This is a genomic window from Streptococcus infantis, from assembly GCF_019929575.1.
GTDB lineage: Bacteria > Bacillota > Bacilli > Lactobacillales > Streptococcaceae > Streptococcus > Streptococcus infantis_L.
The window spans coordinates 124,729-142,130 of sequence record NZ_JAHZPU010000001.1 but is presented as its reverse complement, the minus strand read 5'-3'; the positions used below and the strand labels follow the sequence as shown (position 1 = coordinate 142,130).

At 40.0% G+C, this 17,402-nt stretch carries 28 protein-coding genes, 1 tRNA gene and 1 pseudogene; 29 read left to right on the top strand and 1 reads right to left on the bottom strand.

Annotated features, from left to right (window positions below; translation table 11 throughout):
* Positions 1 to 51 precede the first annotated feature (51 nt).
* A complete protein-coding gene (locus K1I67_RS00795) occupies positions 52 to 861 on the top strand; it encodes a replication initiator protein A (RefSeq protein WP_223338378.1) in 810 nt (269 codons plus the stop codon).
* Positions 862 to 987: 126 nt separating this feature from the next.
* Here K1I67_RS00795 and K1I67_RS00790 read toward each other — a convergent pair whose 3' ends face one another.
* On the bottom strand, positions 988 to 1,215 hold the full coding sequence (locus K1I67_RS00790) for a hypothetical protein (protein ID WP_223338377.1): 228 nt from the start codon (positions 1,213 to 1,215) through the stop codon (positions 988 to 990).
* Between the two features lie 62 nt (positions 1,216 to 1,277).
* Between K1I67_RS00790 and K1I67_RS00785 the strand changes: the two genes are divergently transcribed.
* From K1I67_RS00785 to K1I67_RS00650, 28 genes and pseudogenes are all read left to right on the top strand, one after another.
* A complete protein-coding gene (locus K1I67_RS00785; protein ID WP_223338376.1) occupies positions 1,278 to 2,090 on the top strand; it encodes an ATP-binding protein in 813 nt (270 codons plus the stop codon).
* Positions 2,087 to 2,263, top strand: coding sequence for a hypothetical protein (locus K1I67_RS00780; RefSeq protein WP_223338375.1), 177 nt, complete (start codon positions 2,087 to 2,089; stop codon positions 2,261 to 2,263). The genes K1I67_RS00785 and K1I67_RS00780 overlap by 4 nt, the downstream gene beginning before the upstream one ends.
* A gap of 93 nt (positions 2,264 to 2,356) precedes the next feature.
* Positions 2,357 to 2,647 (top strand): hypothetical protein, encoded by a 291-nt coding sequence (locus K1I67_RS00775; protein WP_223338374.1) that lies wholly within the window; start codon positions 2,357 to 2,359, stop codon positions 2,645 to 2,647.
* Positions 2,648 to 2,657: 10 nt separating this feature from the next.
* Positions 2,658 to 2,951: a hypothetical protein gene (locus K1I67_RS00770; RefSeq protein WP_223338373.1), complete on the top strand. Its 294-nt coding sequence runs from the start codon at positions 2,658 to 2,660 to the stop codon at positions 2,949 to 2,951.
* A 74-nt stretch (positions 2,952 to 3,025) separates the two neighbouring features.
* On the top strand, positions 3,026 to 3,646 hold the full coding sequence (locus tag K1I67_RS00765; protein ID WP_223338372.1) for a polymer-forming cytoskeletal protein: 621 nt from the start codon (positions 3,026 to 3,028) through the stop codon (positions 3,644 to 3,646).
* A 132-nt stretch (positions 3,647 to 3,778) separates the two neighbouring features.
* On the top strand, positions 3,779 to 4,117 hold the full coding sequence (locus K1I67_RS00760) for a hypothetical protein (RefSeq protein ID WP_223338371.1): 339 nt from the start codon (positions 3,779 to 3,781) through the stop codon (positions 4,115 to 4,117).
* Positions 4,110 to 4,289 (top strand): hypothetical protein, encoded by a 180-nt coding sequence (locus K1I67_RS00755; protein ID WP_223338370.1) that lies wholly within the window; start codon positions 4,110 to 4,112, stop codon positions 4,287 to 4,289. Before K1I67_RS00760 ends, K1I67_RS00755 begins: the two co-directional genes overlap by 8 nt.
* Entirely contained in the window at positions 4,286 to 4,471 is a 186-nt protein-coding gene (locus tag K1I67_RS00750; protein ID WP_223338369.1) for a hypothetical protein, read from the top strand. Before K1I67_RS00755 ends, K1I67_RS00750 begins: the two co-directional genes overlap by 4 nt.
* An 18-nt stretch (positions 4,472 to 4,489) precedes the next feature.
* Positions 4,490 to 5,461, top strand: a complete 972-nt coding sequence (locus K1I67_RS00745; RefSeq protein WP_223338368.1) for a recombinase RecT — start codon at positions 4,490 to 4,492, stop codon at positions 5,459 to 5,461.
* 5 nt (positions 5,462 to 5,466) lie between these two features.
* Complete coding sequence (locus K1I67_RS00740; protein ID WP_223338367.1) at positions 5,467 to 6,303, top strand: PD-(D/E)XK nuclease-like domain-containing protein; 837 nt, start codon at positions 5,467 to 5,469, stop codon at positions 6,301 to 6,303.
* 22 nt (positions 6,304 to 6,325) lie between these two features.
* Positions 6,326 to 6,850, top strand: a complete 525-nt coding sequence (locus K1I67_RS00735) for a hypothetical protein (RefSeq protein ID WP_223338366.1) — start codon at positions 6,326 to 6,328, stop codon at positions 6,848 to 6,850.
* A 176-nt stretch (positions 6,851 to 7,026) separates the two neighbouring features.
* A pseudogene (locus tag K1I67_RS00730) lies at positions 7,027 to 8,168 on the top strand (DNA cytosine methyltransferase).
* Positions 8,165 to 8,680, top strand: a complete 516-nt coding sequence (locus K1I67_RS00725; protein WP_223338365.1) for a hypothetical protein — start codon at positions 8,165 to 8,167, stop codon at positions 8,678 to 8,680. The pseudogene K1I67_RS00730 and the gene K1I67_RS00725 overlap by 4 nt, the downstream one beginning before the upstream one ends.
* 11 nt (positions 8,681 to 8,691) lie before the next feature.
* Entirely contained in the window at positions 8,692 to 8,844 is a 153-nt protein-coding gene (locus tag K1I67_RS00720; RefSeq protein ID WP_162837477.1) for a DUF7204 family protein, read from the top strand.
* A 122-nt stretch (positions 8,845 to 8,966) separates the two neighbouring features.
* Positions 8,967 to 9,467: a DUF1642 domain-containing protein gene (locus K1I67_RS00715; RefSeq protein ID WP_223338364.1), complete on the top strand. Its 501-nt coding sequence runs from the start codon at positions 8,967 to 8,969 to the stop codon at positions 9,465 to 9,467.
* Positions 9,467 to 9,658: a DUF1653 domain-containing protein gene (locus K1I67_RS00710; protein ID WP_223338363.1), complete on the top strand. Its 192-nt coding sequence runs from the start codon at positions 9,467 to 9,469 to the stop codon at positions 9,656 to 9,658. The genes K1I67_RS00715 and K1I67_RS00710 overlap by 1 nt, the downstream gene beginning before the upstream one ends.
* 184 nt (positions 9,659 to 9,842) lie before the next feature.
* Positions 9,843 to 10,103, top strand: coding sequence for a DUF1372 family protein (locus K1I67_RS00705; RefSeq protein WP_223338362.1), 261 nt, complete (start codon positions 9,843 to 9,845; stop codon positions 10,101 to 10,103).
* Complete coding sequence (locus K1I67_RS00700) at positions 10,100 to 10,501, top strand: hypothetical protein (RefSeq protein ID WP_223338361.1); 402 nt, start codon at positions 10,100 to 10,102, stop codon at positions 10,499 to 10,501. Before K1I67_RS00705 ends, K1I67_RS00700 begins: the two co-directional genes overlap by 4 nt.
* A 19-nt stretch (positions 10,502 to 10,520) precedes the next feature.
* A complete protein-coding gene (locus tag K1I67_RS00695; RefSeq protein WP_223338360.1) occupies positions 10,521 to 10,772 on the top strand; it encodes a hypothetical protein in 252 nt (83 codons plus the stop codon).
* A gap of 12 nt (positions 10,773 to 10,784) precedes the next feature.
* Positions 10,785 to 11,102, top strand: coding sequence for a MazG-like family protein (locus K1I67_RS00690; RefSeq protein WP_223338359.1), 318 nt, complete (start codon positions 10,785 to 10,787; stop codon positions 11,100 to 11,102).
* Entirely contained in the window at positions 11,099 to 11,518 is a 420-nt protein-coding gene (locus K1I67_RS00685; RefSeq protein WP_223338358.1) for a YopX family protein, read from the top strand. The genes K1I67_RS00690 and K1I67_RS00685 overlap by 4 nt, the downstream gene beginning before the upstream one ends.
* Before the next feature lies 1 nt (position 11,519).
* Complete coding sequence (locus K1I67_RS00680) at positions 11,520 to 11,753, top strand: helix-turn-helix domain-containing protein (protein ID WP_223338357.1); 234 nt, start codon at positions 11,520 to 11,522, stop codon at positions 11,751 to 11,753.
* 103 nt (positions 11,754 to 11,856) lie between these two features.
* On the top strand, positions 11,857 to 12,183 hold the full coding sequence (locus K1I67_RS00675) for a DUF1492 domain-containing protein (RefSeq protein WP_223338356.1): 327 nt from the start codon (positions 11,857 to 11,859) through the stop codon (positions 12,181 to 12,183).
* A 343-nt stretch (positions 12,184 to 12,526) separates the two neighbouring features.
* Positions 12,527 to 12,604, top strand: a tRNA-OTHER gene (locus K1I67_RS00670).
* A 69-nt stretch (positions 12,605 to 12,673) separates the two neighbouring features.
* Positions 12,674 to 13,105: a terminase small subunit gene (locus K1I67_RS00665; protein ID WP_223338444.1), complete on the top strand. Its 432-nt coding sequence runs from the start codon at positions 12,674 to 12,676 to the stop codon at positions 13,103 to 13,105.
* A complete protein-coding gene (locus tag K1I67_RS00660) occupies positions 13,083 to 14,390 on the top strand; it encodes a PBSX family phage terminase large subunit (RefSeq protein ID WP_223338355.1) in 1,308 nt (435 codons plus the stop codon). The genes K1I67_RS00665 and K1I67_RS00660 overlap by 23 nt, the downstream gene beginning before the upstream one ends.
* Before the next feature lie 59 nt (positions 14,391 to 14,449).
* A complete protein-coding gene (locus K1I67_RS00655) occupies positions 14,450 to 15,922 on the top strand; it encodes a phage portal protein (RefSeq protein ID WP_411575259.1) in 1,473 nt (490 codons plus the stop codon).
* Entirely contained in the window at positions 15,891 to 17,291 is a 1,401-nt protein-coding gene (locus K1I67_RS00650; RefSeq protein WP_223338354.1) for a minor capsid protein, read from the top strand. Before K1I67_RS00655 ends, K1I67_RS00650 begins: the two co-directional genes overlap by 32 nt.
* Positions 17,292 to 17,402 lie beyond the last annotated feature (111 nt).

Sequence of the window (17,402 nt, the reverse complement as noted above, 5' to 3'; positions counted from 1 at the left end):
ACTACATTATAGCAGAAAGAGATTGAGAAAAATAGAAAGGAGAAAGAATGATTGAAAATAAGCGAAGTGAAAAACAATGCTTTTTATCAGATGCCACAATGGCTTTATGATCCACCTTACAATGCGCTGAGTGACAAAGCTAAGCAGATATATATGTTTCTCTTTGATAGACGTACATTATCGATTCAAAATAAATGGTTTGACGAAAAAGGCGACGTATTCGTTTACTTTACGAACGAGCAACTTATGGAAAAGCTTAATTGTAGTAACAAGCCTATAGTACAAGCGAAGAAAGAATTGCATGATATTGGACTACTTAGAGAAGTTAGACAAGGTGTGAATAAACCTAATCGTCTATATATTTCTGGAAGTGTAGAAAGTACACGTCAAGAAGTGTCAAAAGTACACAAAGGAAGTGTAGAAAGTACACGTCAAGAAGTGTCAAAAGTACACTCAATCAAGACTGATAATATCAAGACTAATATATCAAGACTGAGTGAACCAGATGGTGCTGGTGATAACTCTTTATATAGTATAGAGGACGCACCCGAAAACGACTTGGGAATTGTTCACGATTGGATTTTTTCAGAATTCGGTCGTTATCCAACACCATTTGAAATCGAAGACTTGAAAGCATTCTTGCAAGACCATAACAAAGAGGTTATCAAGTTAGCTATCAAGGAATGCGTGGGCAATGGTAAGCCTTATTTCAAGTATCTCAGTAGCATCTTGAGGGACTGGAAGCAGAAAGGTCTGGTCACGGTTGAGTTAGTCGAGAACAGGAAGAATCCTACGAGAAGAACAAATACAGGAAGCGACAGAGTTGTATTCCAAGAATACGACGATCCGTTACCGTTTTAGAAAGGGGAAGAAAATGAGACCAAAACGATATCCGTATAGCGGGGAAAGAAAAAAGCCTATCGGAGAGTCGATAGACTTATTGAAAAGAATTAGTAGACTTGAATCTCAAGTGATCAGTATAGCAAATCATGAAATGTTCAGAATGCCATCTTCACGTTCTTCAACCGTATAGCCAGCACTTATACATTCTGAAATAATTTCATCTTTAGAAATAACATATAGTTTAGGATCTACGCAACAAACCTTAAATGCTGGATTACTTAGAACATCCTGAATAAAACGGTCTAAATCATCCCAATTATAGTTAGGATAATTCTTTTCAGGTCTAGAAGGTGAAATATCTTTCTTGGCCAAATATATGCAAAATCGCTGATGCATTGGAGGTTAGCATAGATGAACTAAGATAAGGGGGTTGAATGCAAAAATTAGGACTTGAACCACTCCACTATGTGAACGAGAAGGAGATTTGTCAGAAACACTCATGCTTCATGTGGACGTTCAAACAACCAGTCCAAGCTAAAGGACGGAAAGGGCTTTATCAGCCTACGTTTTGCCCTGAATGTCAGCGTGAAGACATGGCAAGGGAACAAGCAAAGAAAGTTGGTGAAGCTTACACCTCGTCAATTCTAAGCAGTACATTCGACGTGTTAGCACGCAATAGCTTGATGTCTAGCGACATGATGGATGCGAGTTTTAAAACCTTTACGGTTTTAAATAAGACGGATGAAGAGGCGAGGAACTTCGCTCTTAGAGTAGCAAGGCACTATTTTCAAGACGGTAAAGGCAACACGGTCATATTTGGAAAGCCTGGTCGAGGAAAGACACATCTAGCGATTGCCATTGCTAAAAAGTTGAACCTCGACTTTAAAGCGAATAACAATCCTAAGAGCGTGCTATTCATGAACGTGCCTACTATGTTTCAGAAGATCCAGAGTGGTTTTAATCGAACAGATGCACGGACAACGGACGAATGGTTGGACTTGCTGAAGAAAGTTGACTACTTGATTTTGGATGATTTTGGGAAGGGTGATCAAACTCAGTGGAAAAAGGATTTCTTATACACCCTGCTTGATGCAAGGGATAAGACGATTTTTACAACCAACCTTGACGGCAAGGACATGAAACAAGTATTTGATTCGAGTCTGATTAGTCGAGTTGCGAAAGGTGCGAAGGATTTGACTTTTAAATATCCAGAGAGCGCAGAGGACAGGAGGATTTTACCATTTTGACAACAGAGGAACGGCAGCAGCAGATAGCTGATTTTGAAAGAAATTATAACTACCCACTATCTAGCTTGCTGAAAGAGCGATTGCTGGAAACAGACGAATATCAATTCACAAGAAAAATGAACGAGTTGATGCATTTTGCAACGCAGGGATGTGTTTATACATTCTCAAAATAACAAAAAGCACCTGACGGCAATCAGGCGCATACTTACAATTTAAACCATTATATCACAAAAATGCTTGCCCGCATAGTTGAGAGGATGTAGAAAATGGAAGGTATAACGTTACAATTACGATTGGACGGCGAAAACGCTGAATTGTTCACGAATCAATTGTTGGCTTTTGCTGAAAAGCAGGTCAAGGAGAAGTTAGAGAATGATCGCATGCCAATCAATCAACAAGCTTTGATGAAGAAGTTCGGCTTTACGCATGGATATGTGAAGCAGTTAGAACGTAAAGGATTAAGATTTCGTAAGCAGGGGAAAGATACTATGTATGATGTCAATGATGTTTACGAGATTTTGGAATTAGAAAAAGAAGTACGAAAATTAAGAGCATAAGGAGAACAAAATGACAGAACCAACTTTATCAAGCCAACTTTTAGGAGTTGCAACAGTCTTTATTTGCTTATTCGTAGCAATGTTTTTGATCGCTATCAAAGAAGAACAAGCAAAAGAAAGAAAGAAGCAACTTGAAGAACAAGACCGAGCAATTATTGAAGTTTACCATCAAGGCAGAAATCAATTCAATAATATCGCACGCATGAACATTCGTAACTGTGATCGTAAGTTTACTTACGATACAGAAAAACCAGAAGGTCTACGTGAAGAGTTACTAGCTCTACCATATCCAAAGGAGCAATGAAAATGAAAAAATATGAATTATTAGTAGATGATACAATCACGTTTTTTGGAGTTCAACTTTTCAGAATAAAAGCCTTGATTTCATTTCGTGGAATTGAAAAAGGAGAAATTGGCGGATATGTCGCAAGTGAAAACAATTTAAGCCAATCAGGCGACGCTTGGGTATCAGGCAACGCTAGGGTATATGGCAACGCTAGGGTATATGGCAACGCTTGGGTATATGGCAACGCAAAGGTATCAGGCAACGCTAGGGTATATGGCGACGCTTGGGTATCAGGCAACGCTTGGGTATCAGGCAACGCTTGGGTATCAGGCGACGCTTGGGTATATGGCAACGCAAAGGTATCAGGCGACGCTTGGGTATCAGGCAACGCTAGGGTATCAGGCAACGCTAGGGTATATGGCAACGCTTGGGTATATGGCAACGCTAGGGTATATGGCGACGCTAGGGTATCAGGCAACGCTTGGGTATATGGCAACGCAGATTATATTGTCTTTAAAAATACATGGTCTAGCGGTCGTTATTTCACTTACACAAAGTCTAACAAAAAATGGAGAGTTGGTTGTTTTTATGGCAACAGTGATGAATTGGTCGAAAAAGCATATAAAGATAGCAAAAAATCTGGAGATTTTTACAAAGCGTATGTCGAATTTGTCGAAAAATTAGAAGAAATCGAAAAGAACCACAAGGAGTAATAACAATGTATATATGGGATTGTGGGTGCTACGATTGCGGACATCAGTTTGAAGCGATAGACAGTTATCCGCCTACCGAGTGCGAGAAGTGTGGTAGTACCGAAATAAGATGCGTATATTTAGGGAGAGAATATGATTAGTAGAACAATGAGTAAGATCGAAACAAATGTATTAAATTTGATTGTTAACCGTGCAAGTTTTGAAGAACCTATCAAGGCTGAAAAAATCAGACAAGAAACAGGTCTATCAAAACGAAGTTTGGAAGAAGTGATAGAGAGTTTGCGAGTGAATTTTAAGCATCCGATTGTTGCGAAGAAAACACAACCGAGCGGGTATTACTTACCGCGTACTGAAGAGGAACGGCAAACTGGACTTGCACCATACAGACGGCAAATCCTAATCGAGCAAAAAAACCTGTCCATCGTTATGGCAGTGGATTTAGAGAAGTATTGGAAGTTAGAGCATGATTGAAGAACTACTTGCAGAAATTGGCCAATGGCGCTCTGACTACTTACATCTTGGAATTGAGCTCGGAGAAATTATCAACGATCAACAAGATATAATCTTGAAATTGCAAAACGAAAATAGACGTATAAAACGTGAAAATTGGAATCTTAAGAAGACGAAAGGAAGAAAGAAATGAAAAAGCGATTATATTACAAAAAATGGAAACGAGAACTCAGAGAAGAAATGAAAGCAGAAATTGATGGCGAGTCCCTAACCGAGAAAATGGTTAGAAAAATGAGTATTAATGACATGTTACATTATTTTCAAAAATTAGCTTTGGAAGAAGCTGGATACTGTGGAACAATGTTTAATTACTAAAATTAAAAGGAGAAGAAAATGACAAACGAATTAACACAAAAACAGATCACATCACCGGTTGCTGCCCGAATTCAGGAAATGCAGAAAGAAGGCTTAATGATCGCACAGAATTATAGCGTAAGTAACGCTCTAAGCTCAGCATACTACGCCCTTAAAAATTCAGCTAGTGGGAACTTGCTAGAAAAATGCACACCTGAAAGTGTGTATAATGCCTTACTTGATATGGTTACACAAGGACTAAGTCCTGCTAAGACACAATGCTACTTCATTCCTTACGGGAATACAGTCAAATTGACTCGTTCCTATTTCGGAACAATGAAAGTCGTTAAACAGTTACCCGAAGTAAAAGACATCTACGCTCAGATTATCTTTAAAGGAGACGAGTTTGAAGCTGAAAACGTTGACGGGCGCTGGAAATTTGTCAGCCACAAGTCTAGCTGGAAGAACCAGGACAACCCAATCGAGGGTGCTTATTGTGTGATTGAAAAAACGGACGGTGAAAAAATCCTCACGATCATGACCAAGAAGGAAATTGACAAGTCTTGGGCGCAAGCTAAAACTAAGAATGTCCAGAATAACTTCCCTCAAGAAATGGCTAAGCGTACAGTTATCAATCGTGCGGCTAAACAATTCTTTAATACGTCAGACGACAACGACTTGTTTATTGATGCAGTAAATCGAACTACTGCGAACGAGTATGACAATGAGCGTCGAGTGAAAGATGCTGAACCAGTGAGGGATGAAGTTGAAACATTAGACGACATTTTAAAAGCCCCTAGCGCGCCCGTAGAGCCCGACAACGTGGTGGATGGAGATTTTATCGAAGAAAGCAAAACACCCCCAAAAACGGCTGAAAAAACAGCAAATCCTAACAAGTTGGCCTCTACCGAATACCCAGAAGATGAAATCCCAGATTTTGACGAAGTAACAGGCGAAGTTTTGGAAGAAATTAGCTTGTTTGAAGGTAATACGATCAACGTGAAGGAGTAGTATCCATGGAAGAACTAACTCAAGAAAACTACTACCAGGACACGAGTTGGTTGACCAACTCACGCTTTAAACGGTATCAGCAATGCCAAGCAAAGGCGTTCGCTTTGGATAGCGGAGAATGGACCGAGGAGAGGGATGAAACACCCCTCTTACTCGGAAACTACGTTCATAGCTATTTTGAAAGTCCAGAAGCTCATCGGCATTTCATGGACGAGAATGGCGAGAAGCTACTAGCCAAGACTGGCAAGAACAAAGGAAATCTCAAATCTGATTTTGTGATTGGCGACAAGATGATTGAAAACTTGAAAGATGATGAAGGCTTCAACCGTCTGTACCATGGCTATTCATCGGACGACGTTCAGAAAGAATTGATTGTCTATGGTGAAATCGAAGGAGTACCAGTCAAAGGTAAGCTGGATAGCGTAAACCTGAGCCGTGGCTATTTCGTAGATTTAAAAACCATGAAATCTATTTATGCAGAAGAATGGAGCGCAGAACTCAAGAAGAAAGTTCCTGCTGCAGTCAATAACATTTTGAATTTTGGGTATCACGGTCAGCTTGGTCTGTATCGTGAGTTGTTAAAACAGATGACAGGAAACGATTTTAGACCTTATATCGTAGCAGTCAGCAAGGAAACCGTACCAGACCGTGAAATCTTGAAGATTGATGATGAATGGCTTGATGAAGGATTAGAAAAAATCAAGTCCGAAATTGTTGAGGTTTGGGACGTGATCCAGGGCAAACAGAAGCCTAAGAAGTGTGGGCATTGTGACTACTGCAGAAGCCAGAAAAAACTAGATGCAGTTGTTACTCTGAACGACCTGATTGAAAGTGATTATTAAATTTGAAAAAAGTGAGGGAAGAATGAAGATCTATATTGAACAAGATGATGTGAAATTGAGCTTTGAACGAGCGCAGGAGCTTGACTATCAAACATTATTCAAAGCCTATCAGATGGTTACAGGGGCTGATGAAATCCTTGAGGATTTAACTCAGAAAGAGCCTGAGAGTGCGGGGACTGTTTTAAAAATTGATGATGAATTCAAGCGGAAATTAACTGAAATTGATGCTGTCGATATCAGAAGAGCAAAGGACAAGTTATCAGAAAAATTTATCGGAAGTACAGCGGTTTCGCAGAAACCAAGTGAGAAGGTAGATGTTGATTTGCAATGCCCGTTTTGCGGATGTGCGAAGAGGTGGAAAGTCCCACCTTACTTTACTTTTATGAATTGTCCTGACTGCCAAGGCTCAATTTTCTTGTCTTGGGCGACAGGAGTCAAAGGCGAATTGGATGACAATGGATTTTATTTCAGAGGGGACAGCCCGATGAAGTTCAAAGAGCAGACAGATGAATTCGAGGATATGTTTGCTGTTGAAAAATCAAAATAACCCAAAACCAACTATTTCCAAAATGGAAACAACTCAAAATTAAACAAGCCGTGTATTCTTGTAAAACTGCGAACTAGAAACACGTCAATGAAGGTCATGTGACCTTGGACGAGCGACTGTCCGTATTTAGCCAAACTCACACATAAAGGCAGTCGTGTTTTTAAGAAAGTAACAGAATGAAATTTTTAGATTTATTTGCTGGGATCGGTGGTTTTCGCCTTGGTATGGAGTCCGCCGGTCACGAATGTATAGGCTTTTGTGAGATTGACAAATTCGCAAGAGCAAGTTATAAAGCAATCCACAACACAGAGGGAGAAATAGAATTACATGATATTACAACAGTCACAGACAAAGAAATCAGAAATATTGGACAAGTTGACGTTATCTGCGGAGGATTTCCGTGCCAAGCTTTCAGCATTGCGGGAGCTAGACGAGGATTCGAAGATACTAGGGGAACTCTATTTTTTGAGATTGCAAGGTTCGCTTCTATTCTCAAACCTAAGTATTTATTCCTTGAAAACGTTAAAGGACTCCTCAACCATGACAAAGGCAATACCTTTGAGACAATCCTCTCAGCGTTGGATGAACTCGGGTATGATGTGGAATGGCAAGTGCTTAACAGCAAAAATTTCGGAGTCCCCAAAATCGGGAACGTGTGTTCATTATCGGACATCTTAGAGGAGAATGTACCAGAAGAGTATTTCCTCTCGGCGGAGAAAGTCAGTCAACTAGTAGCCAATCAGTCGTGAAAATCGGTAATGTCAACCCGTCTGGAAATGGCATGAATGGAGAAGTCTATCAAGCTGACGGCCTAGCTCCTACGCTCACAACGAACAAAGGGGAGGGGCAAAAGATAGCAATAAAAAGTAATACTATAAAACAATTTGGGGTATTGCAACCCAATTTTAATCAATGTGGAGTTGTTTACGAAACAGATGGCATCGCACCAACAATCAGAGCATATCAAGGTGGAGGTCTTGAACCTAAAATCCGAGTTAAAGAAGCAACCTCGCAAGGATATGCTGAAGCTGAAATTGGAGATAGTGTAAATCTATCTCATCCAAACTCTAAAACTCGTAGAGGCAGAGTTGGTAAGCAGATTGCAAATACTCTTTTGACAGGAGAGAGTCAAGGAGTAGTTGAGACTGACTTTAGAATTAGAAAGCTAACACCTCGTGAGTGCTGGAGATTGCAAGGTTTTCCAGACTGGGCTTTTGACAAAGCTCAAGAAGTAAATAGCAACAGTCAACTATACAAACAAGCAGGAAATAGCGTTACAGTCAATGTTATCGCTGCAATCGCAAAGGAGTTAAAATGAAAAATCTGACTTTATCGTTAGACATTTCAACTACTGCGACAGGCTGGGCCTTATTTGAAGGCTCGGACCTTGTCGAGAGTGGTGTCTTAAAACATAAAAGCAAGTCATTCTTTGAGCGTGGTCGGTTCATGGCTAGTGAATTAAAAACTATTCAATCAAGAGCCTTACAACGCTATGAAGGGGCATTTGAGTCTATTGTGGTCGAGAAGAATTCGGTCATGGGACCTAATCAACAATCCATGATCAGCATCGGAATTGTAACGGGCATCATCCTTGGGCGGTTGATTGCTGATAATGTGTATTTTGTGAACGTGTCGACATGGCGTAAGCACTGGAAGTTCAGCTATAAGGACCGAAGTAAAAAATCTATGAAGCTACAGGCGGTTGCTAAAGTGTCCGAGAATTTCGACCTGAACGTCAAAGACGATGAGGCAGACGCGATCCTGATTGGCTCGTACTTTGTAAACCACGGTCACGAATTCGGAGACCTGGAAAGCCACAAGATAAGTTAAGAGGTAGAAATATGAGCTATACTGTAACATTATATTTTGACAACATGGTAGATGAAACCCACTTTTTCAAAAAAGAGGGTGATGCTGCTAAATGCAAGGCTCAGCTTGAGAGCAAGTATCGAGGAGAGCGATTGTATCGAGTCAAACTTGAAAAGGTGGAATGAAGAAAAAATAGACGAGTATTTGAAGCCGTGTGATGCACGAAAGAGACGGATTAGAGCGCTGGAACGGGATTCGTTGAGAAAGAGAAATGAAGAATTGAAACAGAAAGTGAAGGAGTTGGAAGATGAATAAGCAGGAATTAAGAACGAATAAACAAGAATTAATTTCGAAATATGAGTTGCTTAAAAATAGCTATAATTTTAAAGTTGTAGCAACAGACGGTATAATAAGCGATTTGAAGCGTTTAGACGAACCTGAAACAGGTCATGCAGACGAAGCACCTCGCTATGTCAAGAACATACTAGCTCGCTTGCGAGAATTGCCATTGCATGATCGTGAAGTTTGGCTAAAGGCTATCATGGGTGAATTTGAGCAAGATTTCAGTCATGCAAAATGGCGTGAGGGCTACGAGGTCGAGGAAGAGAAGCGGTATTTGGTGAAAGTGAAAGGTATTGATACTAATTTTAATTTTTTAAATTGTCACAGAAACGAAAACTACTGGATATTTTCAAGCAAAGACAAAAATACTTTATATCAAACACATCACACCCGTAAAGAGCTAGAAGAAGCAGGCTTTAGCTGGGTATTCGATTGTGAGGGGATTGAGATTGAGGAGGTGGAGTGATGATACCTGAAATAAATTCTGTATGGCTTCATCTCAAAACTGGGAAAAAGTATAAAGTAGTACAAGTCGGTCTATGGGAAGAAACACTTGAGAAATGCGTGGTTTACGTTTCTTTAGATGAAAAAGCTAGGTGCTGGATTAGACCACTAGAGATTTTTATGGACGGGCGATTTAAGGAGGTGGAAGGATGAAGCAACTATTCTGCCCAAATTGTAATTCAACGTCTTCAGTACATCACCATACTGATTGGCGACATTTCGATAATTCGACCGGTCGATTGAAACCGGTCAGCGTCGTGCTATGCTTAGACTGTAAAACGCTATTTATCGACGATCGATCTTGGTAAAATAAATATTCAAAAGGGGAGGTTACAGAATGAAACGATTCATAGCAATCTGGATATTATTGTCTGCTGGGTTGAACATCTGGCAGATGGACAGGATTCGAGATTTAGAAAAGAAGAAGCCGATGGTTATCTATAAAGCTGATAACGCAGGCGCTGAGATATTCGGAAAAGTCCTTGAAAAAGGACGACATGGCAAACTATACACAATTACCATTCGTGACTACGGGGTGTTCGTGGTTACGAAGGAAGTGTATGATAATGTGAAAGTAGGAGAAGAAGTAAGAATATGAATTACAAAGTTAGAGTTGATGGAAAAGAAATTGAATACGGTGCATTGGTTGAAAAATCACGTTTTTCAAAAAAAGAATGGTCTGCTATTTATGCGGAAATCGTAAAACAAAATCAGCCAGAGGTTTTTGAAAGCAAGAAAGTAGATACTGACTACATAGATGTATTTGGGGCTCTGATTGCTCTTGAAGAGCGATATGAAGCATTGCTTGAGCTATTGCCACAAGATCAATTTTCTCGCCCTGGTACACATCCAAAATGGGTAGCTAATGCAGTGACAGAGAATACATTGAATAAAGAGGATACGATGCTAGATGTATCTGATTTGATTGGACGATGCAACACTCTCGAAGAATTGAAGAATGAGCTGACAGAGTATTTTGAGTTGGAAGAATTGTAGGAGATGAGGTAGAAATTTGATGAAAAAATTATTAATTACAGCTTTAATCAGCTTGTCTTTTATTAGTCTTGTTGGATGTGGAAATAAAGATATCATTGGAACAACCTTTACTTTCAAATATGCAAAAATCAAACTAGTTGACGGACAAATCGTTGAAGGCAAGGTCAAGCAATGGGCAAAATACGACGAACAAGATAGCGTTCGAGTTACTTTTGAAAACGGAGAGGTCTATTACACTCACTCAAGCAATGTAACATTGTATAACAAATAGAAAAGGGAAGTTATGACAACAAACATGGAATTATTAGCGCATCATGTAGAGAATTGGGCCAAAGAACGAGGATTGGATAACCCCGACAATAGCACGGCTCAAGCGTTGAAGTTATTTGAAGAGGCAGGAGAACTGGCGCAGGCACATCTCAAGAAACGAGATGATGAGGGCAAAGATGCAGTCGGAGATATTTTGGTAGTGCTGACCATCTACTGTCAGCAGAAAGGTTGGTCTATTGCTGAGTGCTTCCAGCTTGCTTATGACGAAATCAAGAACAGAAAAGGTAAAATGGTTAACGGCTCATTTGTCAAAGAGGAGGATTTGGGATGATACCAAAATTTAGAGCGTGGGATAACGTAGAAAAGAAATTCGTAGAACATTTTTTTATCACAGATAACGTCTTGATTTGCAACATGGAGAAACCAACATCGGACTACGGAATTCCTATTCCTTTCGAAAAGTCAGAATTGACCCTCATGCAGTCAACAGGACTGAAAGATAAGAATGGTCAAGAAATCTTTGAGGGGGATATCCTTGAAATTCAAGGCATAAAAATGGTTGTAAAATTCGGAAGTTACAGATACCTTGAAACATCCAGCGGTGAATGTCAAACACTAGGTGTTATGTATGATGGACTAGGTTTTTATGTAGAGTGCATCAACGCTGCTGACCCAGATAGGATAAGCCCATTTGAACCAGAAACGCTTAAAAACAGTCAAATCGTTGGAAATATTTGGGAGGAATAGAATGGATTACGAAAAACCACTAACAAGAAAACAGTGTGAGAGTTTTGCGTTTATGCTAAGACAAAAACGAAAAGACAATAAGATTACTTTGAAAGAATTAGGGAATAAGCTAGGCTATTCAACTGCAACAATCTCAAATTGGGAGAATTTAAAAACCGCGCCTGATATGTATAATGTCGAAGATGTAGCAACGTATTTCAATTTGCCGATGAATGTGTTTATTGGAGAGGGGTGATAGGGTGCAGAGATCTATTGAGAAAGAACTCAAGAAACTAAAATTTAAGAATGTTAAAATACAATCTCTACATTGTGAAATTATCAATCTAAGGTCTGGCATCATGAAAGGCCAAACTTTTGACAGTATGCCAAAATCTCAGAGCAATGATAATCGCACCGAAGAAATGAACATCAAGGCTATTGATCGCATAGCTGAACTCTATCAAGAAATCGAGAAGGAGTACAAGGAACAAGAGGAACTTGTCAGAGCAATTGAAGAGTTAGAAGAACCGATTGAGAACATCGTGATGCGATTACTATATATTGACGGTCTGCCTTGGTCACAAATACAAAGAAGGTTGAATTGCAGTAACGCAACAATTCAACGTGCAAGAGATAAAGCGATAAGTCATCTTTCAAAAATCTTTGATAATAACGGGAGTAAATGATAGTTTTTAAGTGGTATTATGGTATTGTCAGCAAGTACGGTAAAGCGGAATGATGACCCCTTTGTTTTTTTGAGGCTACGGCCTCTCTTAGGCGGTGATGGGTAAGTGGTTTTGTCTCCTAGTTTTAATAAACTTCTTTTATTCGGTTCGACTCCGAACACCGCCATTAACTTAAAAATAGTCGCAGTAGCGACTGGACCTCGCATGATTGCGTAGTTACTTATATCCTAGGTAAGTTATAAGCTAGGCGGTTTGATTCCGCTAGAGGTTTTAAAAGACTACAAAAAATAAAAAAACAAATATAATATCTATCAGTTTGCAAGGTCAGTAGTCGCCTTGCAGTAAGGACATAGCTCAGTGGGGGAGCGATATGACCATAAAGGGTCTGAAACGTACGCGGGTTCGATTCCTGCTGTTCTTATGAGAGGTCTTCATTAAGTCACACAAGCGTGTGGCTTTTTGTGTTGTAAAAAAATGGAGGTGATGGAAAATCGCAAAACTAACTTTAAAACAACAGAGATTTGCTGATGAGTACATCATCAGTGGAAATGCGACAGATGCAGCTATTAAGGCAGGGTATAGCTCTAAATACGCTAATACAAACGCATCTAAGTTACTACAAAATACTACAATCAAATCTTATATCGACGAAAGACTGGCTCAGCTTGCGTCTGAGAAGATTGCAACACAGGAAGAGGTACTCACTTACCTAACTTCAGTCATGCGAGGAGAAACGCAAGAACAGACTCTATGCAGTATCGGTGAACTTGGCCAACAGGTTATCGATATCGATGTCGGTGCGAAAGATAGAATCAAGGCAGCTGAACTTCTTGGCAAACGTCATAGACTTTGGACGGATAAGGTTGAAGCTGATGTAACTGGAACGGTGGTGTTTGCGAATGAGTCAGACATACCAGATTAAGCAGAATGATATTGTTGTAGACCTACCTAAGACAGTAGGAGCTGGATACGGTCAGTTCTGGCGATCAAGAAATCTTTATCGAGTTGTAAAAGGATCTCGTGGTTCGAAGAAATCGAAGACAACTGCTTTGAACTATGTTACTCGCATTTTGAAATATCCCTGGGCGAATTTACTTGTTATTCGTAGATACTCAAACACGAACAAGCAATCGACCTACACGGATTTCAAGTGGGCAGCTAACCAACTGAAAGTCGCTCATAAGTTTAAATTCAACGAGTCATTGCCTGAAATAACTGTCAAAGAGACAGGTCAAAAGATTCTCTTTCGTGGTTTGGATGATGAGTTGAAAATCACATCTATCACGGTCGATGTAGGTATTCTTTGCTGGGCATGGTTCGAGGAAGCGTACCAAATCGAAACTGAAGACAAGTTCAGTACAGTAGTCGAGTCTATCCGTGGTAGCTTAGATGTACCTGATTTCTTTAAACAAATCACAGTCACATTCAACCCGTGGAATGAAAGGCACTGGCTCAAACGTGTCTTCTTTGACAAAGAGACGAGACGGGCTGATACGTTATCGCTCACGACCACCTATCGATGCAACGAGTGGCTGGACGAAGTCGATATCAAACGATATGAGGATTTGTACCAAACGAACCCTAGACGGGCTAGAATCGTCTGTGATGGTGAGTGGGGCGTGGCTGAGGGACTGGTATTCGAGAATTACAGCGTCCGAGATTTTGATATACAGGACACAATCAAACGAGTGGGAGAAACAACTGCAGGTCTTGACTTTGGTTTTACACACGACCCCACTACTTTTCCGCGTCTGGCTGTTGATTTGGACAAAAAGGAGCTGTGGATATATGCAGAGTATTACGAGCATGCTATGACCACTGAAGATATTTATCAGATGATTGCTAAGAGCGACATGCTAAATGCTGAAATCACAGCAGATAGCGCAGAACAACGCTTAATAGCGGAATTGAGGTCTAAGGGCGTTAGAAGAATACAAGCCTCCGTAAAAGGTAAAGGTTCGATTAACGCTGGCATAGACTTTATGAAGCAGTTTAAAATCTATATCCACCCGTCTTGTGAAAAGACGATAGAAGAGTTTGATACGTACATCTACAAGCAAGATAAAGACGGCAATTGGTTGAATGAGCCAATTGATGCGAATAACCACGTAATTGATGCGATTCGATATGCTTTGGAAAAATATCACATCGAAAGAAAATCAACACAAGACCGCATGAAAAATGCATCTTATTATTTTAGGAGGTAAAATTGGAAGTTAAATTTTTAAATGGTACTCGCTTTGACAGTAGATCAAACGAGCATTTTATGATGATGCTTGAAGATTTTGAAGTTATCGAATATGGCTCTGACAATTGGATTGAGCAGTTAAAACGCTATGTAAATCGTCATAAAGCAGAGCAACAACCACGATTAAAAGAGTTGAAGCGGTACTACAAAGGTGATAATAATATCAAGTATCGACCTGCTAAAACTGACGAAACTGCGGCAGATAATCGTATTTCTAGTGACTTTGCCAAGTACATCACCATTTTCGAGCAAGGTTACATGCTAGGGAATCCGGTTGAATACAAAAATGAAAATAAAACAATCCTTGACAATATCAAAGCCTTTTCTGCCAAAAATAACGAGAAAAAGCACAATTCCTCCATCAAAAAAGATTTGTGTGTGTATGGACGTGCTTACGAACTTTTGACAGTCACAGAGCGCGATAGCAAGGCTTGGGTCAAGTTGTATAAACTTAGTCCAGAGCAGACTTTTGTCATTTATGACGATACTTACGAGCAAAACTCGCTTATGGCCGTAAACTACTACGATGTAGATTATGGTGACAGCAAGCGTAAGACGATTATCAAAGTCTATACTGCAGATCGTATCTATAGTTATGAGTGGAAGTCCACAGATAGCGATAAAATGGCTCTCAAGGACGAGCAAGAGCACTATTTTAAGGCTGTTCCGGTTAACGAGTACAGCAACAACGAGGACCGCTTAGGCTCTTATGAGTCGGTTTTGGATAACATAGATGCTTACGACTTATCACAGTCTGAACTTGCTAATTTTCAGCAAAATAGCAACGATGCCATCTTGATGATTAAAGGAAATCCGTACACAGGAGCAGAAGAAAATGACTTTTTGGAAGACGGACGAATCAATCCAAATGGTCGACTCTATGTGTCGCAAGCTTACAAGAAAGCACAAGTTCTCATCTTGGATGATAACCCGAATCCGGGCGGAGCGAATCCAGACGCTAGCTATTTGATTAAGTCGTATGATAGTGCAGGCGCAGAGGCATACAAGCAACGCTTAGTCAATGATATTTTGCGTTTTACTTTCACTCCAGATACACTTGACAACAACTTCGCTGGTACGCAATCAGGCGAGTCAATGAAGTACAAGCTCATGGCTAGCGACAACTACAGAGAGCAACAAGAAGATCTGTTTGAAGCCGGTCTTATGCGTCGCTTGCGTTTAGCAGTAAATATCTGGAAGATTCAAGGTAACGAAAACACAGCTTATGAGTTAATCAATGAGACATCTGTAGTCTTTAGCCCGAACGTTCCGCAAAACGAAAAAGAAATCGTTGAGATGATTAAATCATTGTACGGTATTGTCAGCGATCAGACAATTTTTGAATTGCTGAATCAAGTCACGGGTGTGGATGCTGCAGATGAGATGGAACGATTGAAAGAGCAAGAAGTCTTAGAACAGCCAGAACCGCGACTAGAGCCAGTAAATGAGGTGGTCGATGATGAACAAGAAGCTGAATCAAAACCATCTTGATTATTGGTCAGGTCGCTCAGATGAGATTTTTCGTTATCTAGACAGAAAAGATATTGATTTTTTTGCTGAGCTAAACAAAGTCTATCAAGAGCAAGCTAATGAAATGCAAAAAGATTTTTATGATTTTGTTAGCAAGTATTCAGAGAATGGTCGCATAAGCTATCAAGAGGCTATCCAGCGTTTGAAAGGTACGGACCTGTCAAATTATCGGGAGAACGCAAGAAAGTATCGTGAGCAATCCGAGAAAGACCCAGAATTGCTCAAAAGGTTGAATGAACAATATGCATCATCTAGGGCAACGAGGTTAGATGCTTTGCAGTTAGATATGCTTTTTCGTGCAGGTGTAGCAAGAGGTCTTATTGCTGATAAGTTTGAAATTTATTTGCAAAAAATGGCTCTCATGGGCTATAAAAAGGCTATGGGTGGTCGTACTGGTGCAATCAACGAACCAGCACTAAAAGAATTGGTGAAAACTCCGTTCAACGGCTACAACTACAGTCAGCAATTGTGGGGCAATACAGACAATCTTGTCAAGGATTTGAAAAAAGTTTTAAAGACTGGTTTTGTCCGTGGGGATCACCCTAGAACAATGGCTAGAGACCTAGCACAAAAATACAAAGTAGCCAACAGCAGAGCCGAGACACTCGTCAGGACAGATGGAACGATGATTGTTAATCGCTCCGCTATCCAACGCTACAAGGATGCAGGGCTGAAATATTATCGTATACTGGTTCATCTGGATAATCGAACGACTGAAATTTGTAAAAGAATTCATGCGGAAAATAAACGATATTTGATTGACGAAATGCAGATAGGGGTAAATGCTCCGCCTTTTCATTTCGGCTGTAGGTCGGGTGTGATGCCAGACGAAGAGGAACTAAATGGTGATATTAAAGTTCATGATAATGACTTTGAGAAGTTAAGAGATGATCTTGCTAATTTGTGGGATGATATATCAAAAGGGAACTTACCTTACAAGAGTATTGAACGAAGTCTTGCAGAGAGCTATACAATTGGACAGTTGCCAAGTGTGAAAGGGACTGAAGAGTTACTAAAACGTATACATGTGACTGGTAAGGATTTAGCGAAAATCTTAGAAAAACATGGCACAGAATTCCCATTGGAACAAATGCTATTGTTGCAAGAATTGGTTGCTAATCCAGATTATGCCGCAGATAATTCTGGTCATCATAACAATTCAATATTACTCTATAAAAAAGTCCCTGAACGTTTGAAATATCTAATGGAAGCGGCTCTTATACAAAAGGATGATGGTAACTACATCATCCACTATCACAAAATTAAAAAACAAAAATTAAATAAATTGAAACGTGAGCAAAAGATACTTTACTCTAAAGATGATATGTGATATACTTAGAGTAGAGATAGAGGTTGAAAAGTATCCGCCTCCAACGCGCCACTTAGCTAGTGGGTCGAGAAATGCGGGCGACATTCGGCGGTCCCGCCTATCTTGCGCTTA

Excerpts from the sequence above, each read along its gene's own strand:
- K1I67_RS00785 (WP_223338376.1), top strand. The coding sequence starts at position 1,278 with ATGCAAAAATTAGGACTTGAACCACTCCACTATGTGAACGAGAAGGAG.
- K1I67_RS00775 (WP_223338374.1), top strand. The coding sequence starts at position 2,357 with ATGGAAGGTATAACGTTACAATTACGATTGGACGGCGAAAACGCTGAA.
- K1I67_RS00770 (WP_223338373.1), top strand. The coding sequence starts at position 2,658 with ATGACAGAACCAACTTTATCAAGCCAACTTTTAGGAGTTGCAACAGTC.
- K1I67_RS00760 (WP_223338371.1), top strand. The coding sequence starts at position 3,779 with ATGATTAGTAGAACAATGAGTAAGATCGAAACAAATGTATTAAATTTG.
- K1I67_RS00755 (WP_223338370.1), top strand. The coding sequence starts at position 4,110 with ATGATTGAAGAACTACTTGCAGAAATTGGCCAATGGCGCTCTGACTAC.
- K1I67_RS00750 (WP_223338369.1), top strand. The coding sequence starts at position 4,286 with ATGAAAAAGCGATTATATTACAAAAAATGGAAACGAGAACTCAGAGAA.
- K1I67_RS00745 (WP_223338368.1), top strand. The coding sequence starts at position 4,490 with ATGACAAACGAATTAACACAAAAACAGATCACATCACCGGTTGCTGCC.
- K1I67_RS00740 (WP_223338367.1), top strand. The coding sequence starts at position 5,467 with ATGGAAGAACTAACTCAAGAAAACTACTACCAGGACACGAGTTGGTTG.
- K1I67_RS00735 (WP_223338366.1), top strand. The coding sequence starts at position 6,326 with ATGAAGATCTATATTGAACAAGATGATGTGAAATTGAGCTTTGAACGA.
- K1I67_RS00725 (WP_223338365.1), top strand. The coding sequence starts at position 8,165 with ATGAAAAATCTGACTTTATCGTTAGACATTTCAACTACTGCGACAGGC.
- K1I67_RS00720 (WP_162837477.1), top strand. The coding sequence starts at position 8,692 with ATGAGCTATACTGTAACATTATATTTTGACAACATGGTAGATGAAACC.
- K1I67_RS00715 (WP_223338364.1), top strand. The coding sequence starts at position 8,967 with ATGAATAAGCAGGAATTAAGAACGAATAAACAAGAATTAATTTCGAAA.
- K1I67_RS00710 (WP_223338363.1), top strand. The coding sequence starts at position 9,467 with ATGATACCTGAAATAAATTCTGTATGGCTTCATCTCAAAACTGGGAAA.
- K1I67_RS00705 (WP_223338362.1), top strand. The coding sequence starts at position 9,843 with ATGAAACGATTCATAGCAATCTGGATATTATTGTCTGCTGGGTTGAAC.
- K1I67_RS00700 (WP_223338361.1), top strand. The coding sequence starts at position 10,100 with ATGAATTACAAAGTTAGAGTTGATGGAAAAGAAATTGAATACGGTGCA.
- K1I67_RS00695 (WP_223338360.1), top strand. The coding sequence starts at position 10,521 with ATGAAAAAATTATTAATTACAGCTTTAATCAGCTTGTCTTTTATTAGT.
- K1I67_RS00690 (WP_223338359.1), top strand. The coding sequence starts at position 10,785 with ATGACAACAAACATGGAATTATTAGCGCATCATGTAGAGAATTGGGCC.
- K1I67_RS00685 (WP_223338358.1), top strand. The coding sequence starts at position 11,099 with ATGATACCAAAATTTAGAGCGTGGGATAACGTAGAAAAGAAATTCGTA.
- K1I67_RS00680 (WP_223338357.1), top strand. The coding sequence starts at position 11,520 with ATGGATTACGAAAAACCACTAACAAGAAAACAGTGTGAGAGTTTTGCG.
- K1I67_RS00675 (WP_223338356.1), top strand. The coding sequence starts at position 11,857 with ATGAAAGGCCAAACTTTTGACAGTATGCCAAAATCTCAGAGCAATGAT.
- K1I67_RS00660 (WP_223338355.1), top strand. The coding sequence starts at position 13,083 with ATGAGTCAGACATACCAGATTAAGCAGAATGATATTGTTGTAGACCTA.
- K1I67_RS00655 (WP_411575259.1), top strand. The coding sequence starts at position 14,450 with ATGATGATGCTTGAAGATTTTGAAGTTATCGAATATGGCTCTGACAAT.
- K1I67_RS00650 (WP_223338354.1), top strand. The coding sequence starts at position 15,891 with ATGAACAAGAAGCTGAATCAAAACCATCTTGATTATTGGTCAGGTCGC.